The sequence below is a fragment of the Tepidibacter mesophilus genome (assembly GCF_002724055.1).
In the GTDB taxonomy this organism is placed as follows: Bacteria; Bacillota; Clostridia; order Peptostreptococcales; family Peptostreptococcaceae; genus Tepidibacter_A; species Tepidibacter_A mesophilus.
In genome coordinates this window covers 53,438-63,645 of the sequence record NZ_BDQY01000019.1, presented here as the reverse complement: position 1 = coordinate 63,645, position 10,208 = coordinate 53,438, and the positions used below count along the sequence as shown (strand labels likewise).

Sequence of the window (10,208 nt, the reverse complement as noted above, 5' to 3'; positions counted from 1 at the left end):
AAATCTTTGACATTTCTAAGATGCCTTAAAAATGTATTATCTCGTATTAGCATATCTTTCGATATGTTATCCGTGTGTATAGGGCAGGTTACCCACGCGTTACTCACCCGTCCGCCGCTAAGATTAAAAAGCAAGCTTTTTAATCTCCGCTCGACTTGCATGTGTTAGGCACGCCGCCAGCGTTCATCCTGAGCCAGGATCAAACTCTTAAATAAAAGTTTGTCAGTACTCAGTAAACTGACTTTTTGTTTATTCCGAAAATCACTGATGTGATTTATTTATAACCTACTGTTTAATTTTCAAAGTTCATTTTATGTTTGCCTCGTTTTCGAGGACAAGTAATAATATATCACCTATTTAATTATTCGTCAACCCTATTTCATATTTTTAAAATATTTTTTTAAATATTTTCTCTTTTTATCTTTTTTTATCTTTAGTATTGTATTTTTAAAAAGGTTTTTGTAATTATTAGTCGAATGTTTATTTTAAGACATTTATTTTTAACTATAAAAACAACTAGGAGGTTACTATGTTTAAGAAATCAAAAAAAATAATAAGTTTAATATTTTTCATTGCACTCACACTACTTTTTACAGCATGCTCCACTTCTAACACAGACATCTCAAATAATGAATTCGAAAAATATAAGAAAGAAGATCAGCTCAACACATTAGATAATACAAAATCAAATAATGATAATATTATAAAAGTCCATTTTATAGATGTAGGACAAGCAGATTCTATACTTATTCAAGATTCAAATAATAATACTATATTAATAGATGCTGGTAATAACGATGATTCGGATTTAGTTGTAAACTACATTAAATCTCAAGATATAGACACTATTAATTATATAGTAGGAACACATCCACACGAAGATCACATAGGAGGGCTTGATTCCGTCATTGATAATTTTGATATAGGAAAAGTTATTTTGCCAAAAGCTACATCTACAACAAAAACATACAAAGATGTTTTATTATCTATAAAAAATAAAAAGCTTAGTATAACCCCTGCTATAGCTGGTAAATCATTTTTTTTAGGAGATGCTAAATGTGAAATATTAGCCCCAAACAATTCAGAATACGATGACCTAAATAATTATTCAGTAGTAATAAAGCTTACTTATAAAAACAACTCATTTTTATTTACAGGAGACTGCGAAGATGTTTCAGAAGAAGAAATGTTATCTTTAGGATACAACTTAAAATCAGATTTATTAAAAGTAGGTCATCACGGTAGCAATAGTTCTACATCTCTATCCTTTTTAAAGTCAGTATCTCCAAAATACGCTATAATATCAGTTGGGAAAAACAATAAATATAATCATCCCACTCAAGAAACTTTAGATAAACTAAATTCTCAAAATGTTAATATATATAGAACTGATGAGTTAGGAAATATAATAGCTACATCAGATGGAGACAATATCGTTATAAATAAAGCTTCTCCAATAAATTCAACTTCTATAGATACTACACAATATGTTTATATAACTAAAACAGGTAAAAGGTATCATAAAAAAAATTGTAGTTTTCTAAAAAGTACTACAATCCCTATAAGCTTAAAAGAGGCTCAAAAATCTTATACACCTTGTTCTAAATGTGATATTTAATTAATATTTTTAAAGGATTTTAGAATTTTTTTGTCTAACTCGTTATGTAATCATATGATGAAACACCTCATAATTAGTGCTTTTATGCTTTTTTATACCGCCATTCTATTTTTATACACTTTTACTAATAAGTGTATATTTTTTTATTATACGAATTTAAGGCATATATAAAATCCGACTATAATAAATAAACTTGTTACGATTATCTTCTTTCTTTTTCTATCCAACCTTTTTTTATTTTTTATTTTTTTATACACTCTACTCATTTAATTCTCCTCCTTTTAGTCACTTTTTAATAATTCTACATATATTTTTTTTATCCTTTATATATGTTACTACGATAATTCTTCGTTATAAATAATTTTAATACTATTTACAGAGTTATATAATTTAATTATTGGGTATAATGTTTAAATAATATAATTTTTAACGGAGTGATAAACATGTCAAATATAAAATCATTTTCACCTATAATAGATTCTAAGTCTACGATTTTAATACTTGGCTCTATTCCTGGCAAAGAATCTTTGAGGCAAAATCAATATTATGCATATAATCAAAATCAATTTTGGAAAATAATTTATTCATTATTTGATACACCTATTGATGATGATTATAACAAAAAAATACTGTTTTTGAAAAAGAATAACATCGCTCTATGGGACGTTATAAAATCATGTTATCGTGAAGGAAGCCTTGATTCAAATATTAAAATGGAAGAAGCTAATAACTTTGAATCTCTATTTAATAGATACCCAAATATAGAATATGTATTTTTCAACGGGCTAAAAGCATATAATGTATTCAAGAAGAAAGTTGGATTAAACTTTGAAAATATTAAGTTCCAAAGATTAGAATCTACAAGTCCTGCTAATACAAAAAGATTTGAATACAAATTAGATAATTGGAGTATAATCAAAAACATTATAAAGAGATGAGAATCATACACATATCCGATTCTCATCTTTTTATTTATATTTTTACTTTGATTCATTATCTCTTATTTGTTCTAATATATTATTCATTTTATCATAAGTCATCATCCCTTGAACTGCACCTAATAAAATTCCATTTTTATCTACGAAATACGACGTAGGAAAAGCACTAACTAAATAAGTAATAGCTGTTTCTCCATTTTCATCAAGCAAAACCGGGAAATCATAATTTCCATTATCTATATATGATTGAACCTGATCTTTACTTTCTTTAACATCTACTGCAAGTACAACTAAATCTTCATTTTCCTTATATATCCTTTGTAAATCAGGCATTTCCTTATCACAATATCCACACCATGTAGCCCAGAAGTTTATAATAACTATTTTTCCTTCATAATCAGATAATGATACATCTTCTCCATTTAAATTCTTAATTGTAAAACTAGGTGCTATTTTTCCAACAGCTAATTCTTGAGATTGTTCATCTATATTTTCTTTATAGGTATTTTCTTGAATATTATCATTTCTTACATTTTCTTTAGTTTTATTTTGATTGCTAAAAATATAAAATCCTCCAAATAACAAAACTACAACTACAATTATAGTAAATACCTTTTTATTCATAAGAATCCTCCTCATATCAATAATCTACTTATATCAACAACCTTATCCAAAATTATTAATATTCCAAATATAACCATTATAGATCCACTTATTCTAGGTATATATATCATGATTTTTCTTGTATTATTAAAAAACTTACTAAATATATCTATGAATAAAGCAGTCATTATAAACGGTATAGCCATTCCTATAGAATAAACCAGCAATAGATATACTCCTTTTGAAACAGTATTGCTATTTCCTGCATATATTAATATAGATGCAAGTACAGGTCCAAAGCAAGGTGTCCATCCTGCCGCAAATGCTATTCCCATTAGTATAGATCCAAACCAAGTAGTAGTTTTCATATCTGTATTTATTTTTTTTTGCACTTCTAAAAATTGTAAGTTTAGAACCCCCATCATTTTAAGTCCAAACAATATTATTAATACCCCACTTATTTTTGAAAAAACTTCTTTATTTTTTACAAAAAATTTTCCTAAAAAGCTAGCAGATGTGCCCATTATTATAAATACCATTGTAAATCCCACTACAAATCCTAGTGTTCTAGTCAAAACAAGCATTTTATTTTTAGAAAGTTCATCTCTAACACTAATGCCTGTTATATACATAATATACGCCGGTATCAACGGCAATATACAAGGTGAAAAAAAAGACACAAGCCCTGCCCCAAATGCTATCGATAAAGAAACATTTTCAGGTTCCATAGACACCTCCAAAATAAATATTTAATCTATCATAATTATACCATAAATAAAAAAGAGAGATTTCTCTCTCTTTTTTATTTATAAAAATATTCACCATTTATTATTTTGTATAAACTTTTTTTCTTGCTCTTAAACGGTCTTGAATTAAAAAACAAGCAGGTTTCAACATTATTTACTCCTTCTAATGCTTTTTTAGCTGCTATATTGCTTAAATTACTCGCTTTTAATGTCTTAAACGATTTTTTATGAGCTGGAGGGAACTGTCCCGGTTGATACACTACATCTTTTATATTATTTGGAAATCTATCACTCTTAACTCTATTAAGAACTACATTAGCAACTCCTAATCTTCCTTCTAAACGTGTATTTCCTGACTCTACCTGTATAATTTTTGCAAGCAGCCTCATTTCTTCATCTGTATATGATCTTTGTTCGAATTTTTCTTCAGAAATTACTAGATTTTTTTTAGTTATGTCCACAGTGAAAGTCTCGTGTACCCAATCAATATCACAATTTAAATTTTCAGAAACGAATCTAACAGGTATGTACATTCTTCCACCTCTTAAAAAAGGCTTTGAATCCATTTTGTATTCTTTTGAATCTATGTATGCCACATCACTATCTGCTGTTAACTTTATTTTTTTTCCTTCATAATCAATTATCATACTTTTAGTATCTTCATTCCATGCAACTTGACCATTTAAAGCTTCAGTAACAAATCTTCCAAGTACGAATACTTTATCATCAATGAGTACATTTTTTTGATCACTCTTAACATAATTATCATTTATCTTCACAGTAACTTCTACCTCAAGTGCAAAACACGAACTTATATATAAAGATATAATAATTATAGTACAAAGCATTACCTTTAACTTTTTTTTCATTAAACAACCTACTTTCCTATTTTTATCTTGCTGTTAAAATTCAAACTCTCCTTAAGATTCATTTCTACTTTTATTATTCTCAAAATCATCAAATTATATTATAAAAATTTTGTCTACTAGCTACGCACTTACTCACGTCACCAATGAAGCTTATCGGTCTCCGTCGATCAAAATAGTTGAAAGTGTAGTTCTTTCATCAATGTTCTCCACAGATTCAAAACGATATAATTTCCTATACAATAAAAAAAGCCCATACTAGGCTTTAACCCCTAGTACAGACTCTTTTTCATATTTCTTATCTACTTTTGCATTATATACAAGGCCTATAAGAAATAGTATGCCTCCTATTATTTTCCCTTTAGAAAAAATATCTAAATATATATAATCTATAATAGAACTAGTGATTATCTGTCCTACAAACGGAAGTATAACTATATATAAAGCAGGAATTTGAGGTACTATAGTGTTGAATAGGTATATTATTAAAACTCCAACAAAACCTCCTAAGAAATAATGTATTGGAACGTATTTTATACTACTCAAAGACTGTATAGAATCTTTCATAATAAAACATACTATAATAGAAGTTACCATCCCCATAAAGTAATTTACAATAACCCCATTTATCATTCCTTCCTCATGAGCAAGCTTTCCATTTATCATGACATTCACCACAATTGATATTCCAGTTAAAAACGATAATAATATATACATATAATCACCTCATCACATTGTAATCATAGCTATTATCCCAAGCGAAATAATAGAAAAAGCTATCATTTTTTCTTTCTTAAACTTATTCACTGGCATTCCAAATAACCCCAAATGATCTACTATATTAGACATTACAAGCTGCCCAAATAAGCTAATTCCTATAATAAGAGTTATACCTATTTTAGGAATACAAATATTATTTAAAAGTATAGTCAAAACACTAAGTACTCCAGGTAATAAAAATAATATAGGTATCTTTGTTATTCTAGGTAATTTATTCTTTTTTACAATTGAAATTATAATTATAATTATAAGTCCTATAAAATGGAACATCAAAGTACTCATATAAGGCCCCATTATACTAGCTAGCATTCCATTAAAAAAAAGCATAACTGCTAATATAACCCCCGTTATAAATGCTAAATTTTTGTACATATAAAAACCTCCATACTTTACAATACTTTATAAATACTTTATCATATTTTATATAAACACTAATATGACATATGTCATACAAGGAGGCTTTATGCAGAAAATTTCAGACTATATTCTTTTAAATCAATATATTATTAAACATAATATATTTGATATATTTGATGATAATATATTGCAATACTCCCAACTGCACTACTACGAGAAAAACGAATCTATACTTCAAGCTGAATCCGAACTAAATTATTATTATTTATTTGTAGATGGTAAAATAAAAATATCATATCTTTTAGAAAACGGTAAATCTATATTACTTAAGTTTTATACTGATTTTGATTCATTAGGAGATTTAGAACTTCTAAATAATATACCCGTTCGCTGCAATGTTGAAGCAATTGAAAATACATATTTAATAGCACTTCCTTCTAAATTATTAAGAGATACTTATTGTGACAATCCTAAGTTTTTAAAGCATATAATAAATTCACTAAGTCAAAAGTTAGATGCAACAGGTAACAATAGTTCCTATAATCTTATGTATCCTCTTATAAACAGGTTATCCAGTTATATAGTAGAACATATAACAGATAAAAATTATATACAACTTAACTCATCATTTAAAGAAATCTCTCAGTTTTTAGGTACAACTTATAGACATCTAAACAGAACCTTTAATACTCTCGAATCGAGAGAAATTATAAAATGCGATGACAAAATAGTGTATATATTAAAAGAGGCGGAACTAAGAAAACTATCTAAAAATTTGTATATATAGTATAAAAGCTCAGACTTGTAAGTCTGAGCTTTTATACCTCTTTTTCTAGAATATATTAAGCTTAAATTCTTCATTAACTACTTCCACCATACACCTTCCGCCTTCACTTAAATCTCCAAATAAAATTTCATCTACAAGTAATGGTTTTAATTTTGAATCTATAACCCTTATAATTTCTCTAGCTCCAAACTCTTTTGATACTCCTGTTTTTGATATATATTCAACGCAAGAACTCTTAAAATCAATCAATATATTTTTTTGATTTAGTTTTTGTTTAAACTTTTCAAGTTCTTTTTTAGCTATATTAACTGCCATATCACCATCTACATGATTGAATTTAACTACTTTATCAAGTCTATTTCTAAACTCAGGGCTAAATATTTTCTTTACTTCATCATCTATTGCTTGTGAATTCATACATCTATCTCCAAATCCTACAAAGTTTTTCCCAATATCTTTAGCACCTGCATTTGAAGTCATTATTACTATCACATTTTTAAAGTCAGATTTTTTTCCTTGATTATCAGTAAGTGTTGCATTATCCATAACTTGAAGCAATACATTTAATATATCTGTATGAGCTTTTTCTATCTCATCTAAAAGTAAAATACAATGAGGGTTTTTTCTAATAGAGTCCGTAAGTAGCCCCCCTTCTTCATAACCTACATACCCAGGAGGTGACCCTATTAGTTTAGAAGCTGAGTGTTTTTCTGTATATTCACTCATATCAAATCTTATAAGCTCTATACCTAAAGTTTTAGATATATTTTTAGCCACTTCAGTCTTTCCAACTCCAGTAGGACCTACAAATAGCATAGATGCAACAGGTTTATTGTCTTCGTTAAGACCAGCCCTTGACATCTTAATACATCTTGTAATCTCTTTAATAGCTTCATCTTGTCCAAATATATTTCTTTTCAAGACCTTTTCTAAATTTCTAAGAGAATTTATCTCATTATTTTCTACAGTTTCTTTAGGTATATTACATACTTTTGATAGTATTTTTTCTATTATATTTTCATCTATAACTATTTTTTCTTCATTATTGTTACTCATTCTAACATAAGCCCCTGCTTCATCTATTATATCAATAGCCTTATCAGGTAAAAATTTATCATTTATATATTTATTACTTAGTATAACAGCACTTTCTATAGACTTATCTGTATATCTTACATTATGATACTTTTCGTAGTTTTCCTTCAAACCTTTTAATATTTCTATAGCTTCTATTATAGTCGGTTCCTTAATTTCTATCTTTTGAAATCTTCTATTTAATGCCTTATCTTTTTCAAAGTACTTTTTATACTCATCAAAAGTACTAGCACCTATAAATCTAATTTTTCCATCTAATAAATATGGTTTTAATAAATTAGATGCATCTAATGAAGATCCAGTTAACGCCCCAGCCCCTACTATATTGTGGATTTCATCTATGTATACTATAGGATTTTCATGTTTTTTTATATTGTCTAATACCTTTTTTATCCTTTCTTCAAAATCTCCTCTATACTTTGTTCCAGACAACATAGAACCTATATCAAGAGAAAATATTTCAGCTTTTTTCAGTTTATCAGGAACTTTTTCCTCAATAATCAATCTTGCAAGTCCAAGTGTGATAGATGTCTTTCCCACACCAGGCTCACCTATATGAATAGGGTTATTTTTATTTCTTCTACAAAGTATTTGAATAGTTCTATCTAATATATCTTCTCTTCCTATAAGCGGATCACTTTTTGTACTATTTACAAGTTCAGTAAGGTTTAACGAATACTTATCTATCATAGATTCGCTTTTTATTTCTTCCTCAGTATCATAGTCATAATACGCTTCATCTGCTACCTCATATTCTTCTTCAATACTATTACCCAAATTATATACTAAGTCCCTCTTTGTAACTCCTTGATCTAGTAAGTAGTATTTAGCATAGCTATCCTCTAAACTGTATATAGCTGCTAATAAATGCTCTATATCTATAACATTTTTACCACAGCTTTTAACTTGAGCATTTGCAATTATAATGACTTGCTGAAATGCCACACTCTCTAAAGGTTCAAAATCATCTACTTTACTTATATATTCATCTATATATATCTTTAAATTATTTTTCAATTCGTCTATATTTGCTCCACATTCCTTCAAAGAATCTATAACTTTACAGTAATATAACGACACATAAAGTAAGTGTTCTACTGTAACATATTCGCAATTATTTGTTTTCGCTTCTTCATAAGCATTTAATATTACTTCATTCACTATATTTGTTATATTCATATTTTTACTCCTCTTCAATAGTAAGTTTAAAAGGAAATCCCTCTTCTTTTGCCATATTCATAGCTATAGACACCTTAGTAGCTGCAATATCATAAGGATATACTCCCGCAATTCCAATCCCTTTTTTATGTACATCAATCATTATTTTATTTGCGATTTCAATTTTTTTATTGAATATATTTATAAGTATATATACTACAAATTCCATAGTAGTATAATCATCATTGTGCATAATTACTTTATAATGTTTTGGTTTTTTTATTTTTATCTTATTCTTTTCTATAGTTATAATGTTAGTTTCCATATTTATGCCTCCAATTTCAATAAGTAATTCTCATTAAAGTAGTTCAACTTTTTTAATTGGTATAGATATCTCTGTTAAATATTCGCCTTCACTTTTTACTGCAAAGAAATCTAATAATGTATTTTCATAAGAACCACCTTCAATTTCATATCCAGAATCATGTATATATTGTAATAATTTTTCATATGACTCATAAGTTTTTTCATAACTTCCTTTATGAATAATGCACGCATACAACCCTTCTTTTTTTATATGCATATTGCAATCTTTTAATTTATGATCACTTTTCACAAATAGTTTTAAAATCTTTTTATATACCCTATTCTCTATAGACTCTTTACTAAGCATTGCCCCAATAGGATATCCATAATCTATATCATTTTCATTACAATAATTCAAAAACTTTATTATATCAATCATAACTGTTTCTTGTGAACTATTATGTAAATCAGATACTATAAGATATTCTTCATCAAATTTTTTAATATATACTCCTTCATTCTTTGTAGCATTAATACCACTATATGCTACTTCTATTTTGTTTTCAATATTATTACTTATTCTTTTTAATTTATTAATTCTTTTTTTTATTTTATAATTTTCCTGTTTTAGCATATTTAAATAGTTTTCAGGACTTTTTTTATTTAAATAATTCTTTATATCATTTAACGACATTCCAATATCCCTAAGATCTGTAAGTATACTAAAAGCATCAAACTGATTAAGCCTATAGTATCTATAATTTTTTTCATTTTTATACTCTGGAGAAAAAATACCTATATTATCATAAAATATAAGTGTCTTTCTGGAAACTCCGCATAATTTACTAAATTCTCCTATAGTAAGGTACTCATTCATTAATCTTTTTTCCAAACTTATCACCCTTTTAACAATTAAAGTATTGACTGTATAGTTACTGTACATACTATTATACT

General features: G+C 27.2%; 11 protein-coding genes and 1 rRNA gene. 3 read left to right on the top strand and 9 right to left on the bottom strand.

Annotation, left to right across the window (positions count from 1 at the left end; genetic code table 11):
- A 16S ribosomal RNA gene (locus Tmeso_RS11775) occupies window positions 1–215 on the bottom strand; the annotation flags it as partial.
- A gap of 314 nt (window positions 216–529) precedes the next feature.
- On the opposite strand from Tmeso_RS11775, the gene Tmeso_RS11770 reads away from it, so the two are divergent.
- Together Tmeso_RS11770 and Tmeso_RS11765 are read left to right on the top strand one after the other, a co-directional pair.
- Window positions 530–1,618: a ComEC/Rec2 family competence protein gene (locus Tmeso_RS11770; RefSeq protein ID WP_099191432.1), complete on the top strand. Its 1,089-nt coding sequence runs from the start codon at window positions 530–532 to the stop codon at window positions 1,616–1,618.
- Window positions 1,619–2,061: 443 nt separating this feature from the next.
- Window positions 2,062–2,556, top strand: a complete 495-nt coding sequence (locus Tmeso_RS11765) for a DNA-deoxyinosine glycosylase (RefSeq protein ID WP_187296337.1) — start codon at window positions 2,062–2,064, stop codon at window positions 2,554–2,556.
- A 42-nt stretch (window positions 2,557–2,598) separates the two neighbouring features.
- Here Tmeso_RS11765 and Tmeso_RS11760 read toward each other — a convergent pair whose 3' ends face one another.
- From Tmeso_RS11760 to Tmeso_RS11740, 5 genes are all read right to left on the bottom strand, one after another.
- Window positions 2,599–3,180 carry a TlpA family protein disulfide reductase gene (locus tag Tmeso_RS11760; protein WP_187296336.1) on the bottom strand — a complete coding sequence of 194 codons (582 nt, stop codon included), beginning with the start codon at window positions 3,178–3,180 and terminating at the stop codon, window positions 2,599–2,601.
- Between the two features lie 11 nt (window positions 3,181–3,191).
- Complete coding sequence (locus tag Tmeso_RS11755; protein WP_099191428.1) at window positions 3,192–3,887, bottom strand: cytochrome c biogenesis CcdA family protein; 696 nt, start codon at window positions 3,885–3,887, stop codon at window positions 3,192–3,194.
- Window positions 3,888–3,961: 74 nt separating this feature from the next.
- Entirely contained in the window at window positions 3,962–4,774 is an 813-nt protein-coding gene (locus Tmeso_RS11750; protein ID WP_099191426.1) for a stalk domain-containing protein, read from the bottom strand.
- Between the two features lie 255 nt (window positions 4,775–5,029).
- The gene (locus Tmeso_RS11745) at window positions 5,030–5,488 is read right to left on the bottom strand and encodes a DMT family transporter (RefSeq protein ID WP_099191424.1); all 459 of its coding nucleotides are present in this window, start codon (window positions 5,486–5,488) and stop codon (window positions 5,030–5,032) included.
- Window positions 5,489–5,500: 12 nt separating this feature from the next.
- Entirely contained in the window at window positions 5,501–5,923 is a 423-nt protein-coding gene (locus Tmeso_RS11740) for a DMT family transporter (RefSeq protein WP_099191423.1), read from the bottom strand.
- 91 nt (window positions 5,924–6,014) lie between these two features.
- Between Tmeso_RS11740 and Tmeso_RS11735 the strand changes: the two genes are divergently transcribed.
- Window positions 6,015–6,695 (top strand): Crp/Fnr family transcriptional regulator, encoded by a 681-nt coding sequence (locus tag Tmeso_RS11735; protein WP_099191421.1) that lies wholly within the window; start codon window positions 6,015–6,017, stop codon window positions 6,693–6,695.
- 45 nt (window positions 6,696–6,740) lie between these two features.
- Here Tmeso_RS11735 and clpA read toward each other — a convergent pair whose 3' ends face one another.
- From clpA to Tmeso_RS11720, 3 genes are read right to left on the bottom strand one after another with little or no spacing between them, the layout of a single operon-like run.
- Complete coding sequence (gene clpA, locus Tmeso_RS11730; protein WP_099191419.1) at window positions 6,741–8,969, bottom strand: ATP-dependent Clp protease ATP-binding subunit ClpA; 2,229 nt, start codon at window positions 8,967–8,969, stop codon at window positions 6,741–6,743.
- A gap of 4 nt (window positions 8,970–8,973) precedes the next feature.
- Window positions 8,974–9,273, bottom strand: a complete 300-nt coding sequence (locus Tmeso_RS11725) for an ATP-dependent Clp protease adaptor ClpS (RefSeq protein ID WP_099191417.1) — start codon at window positions 9,271–9,273, stop codon at window positions 8,974–8,976.
- 33 nt (window positions 9,274–9,306) lie between these two features.
- The gene (locus Tmeso_RS11720) at window positions 9,307–10,146 is read right to left on the bottom strand and encodes a MerR family transcriptional regulator (RefSeq protein WP_099191415.1); all 840 of its coding nucleotides are present in this window, start codon (window positions 10,144–10,146) and stop codon (window positions 9,307–9,309) included.
- Window positions 10,147–10,208 lie beyond the last annotated feature (62 nt).

What these genes read in the sequence shown, in the direction of transcription:
- Tmeso_RS11770 (WP_099191432.1), top strand. Translation starts at nt 530, where the DNA reads ATGTTTAAGAAATCAAAAAAAATAATAAGTTTAATATTTTTCATTGCA.
- Tmeso_RS11765 (WP_187296337.1), top strand. Translation starts at nt 2,062, where the DNA reads ATGTCAAATATAAAATCATTTTCACCTATAATAGATTCTAAGTCTACG.
- Tmeso_RS11760 (WP_187296336.1), bottom strand. Translation starts at nt 3,180, where the DNA reads ATGAATAAAAAGGTATTTACTATAATTGTAGTTGTAGTTTTGTTATTT.
- Tmeso_RS11755 (WP_099191428.1), bottom strand. Translation starts at nt 3,887, where the DNA reads ATGGAACCTGAAAATGTTTCTTTATCGATAGCATTTGGGGCAGGGCTT.
- Tmeso_RS11750 (WP_099191426.1), bottom strand. Translation starts at nt 4,774, where the DNA reads ATGAAAAAAAAGTTAAAGGTAATGCTTTGTACTATAATTATTATATCT.
- Tmeso_RS11745 (WP_099191424.1), bottom strand. Translation starts at nt 5,488, where the DNA reads ATGTATATATTATTATCGTTTTTAACTGGAATATCAATTGTGGTGAAT.
- Tmeso_RS11740 (WP_099191423.1), bottom strand. Translation starts at nt 5,923, where the DNA reads ATGTACAAAAATTTAGCATTTATAACGGGGGTTATATTAGCAGTTATG.
- Tmeso_RS11735 (WP_099191421.1), top strand. Translation starts at nt 6,015, where the DNA reads ATGCAGAAAATTTCAGACTATATTCTTTTAAATCAATATATTATTAAA.
- clpA (WP_099191419.1), bottom strand. Translation starts at nt 8,969, where the DNA reads ATGAATATAACAAATATAGTGAATGAAGTAATATTAAATGCTTATGAA.
- Tmeso_RS11725 (WP_099191417.1), bottom strand. Translation starts at nt 9,273, where the DNA reads ATGGAAACTAACATTATAACTATAGAAAAGAATAAGATAAAAATAAAA.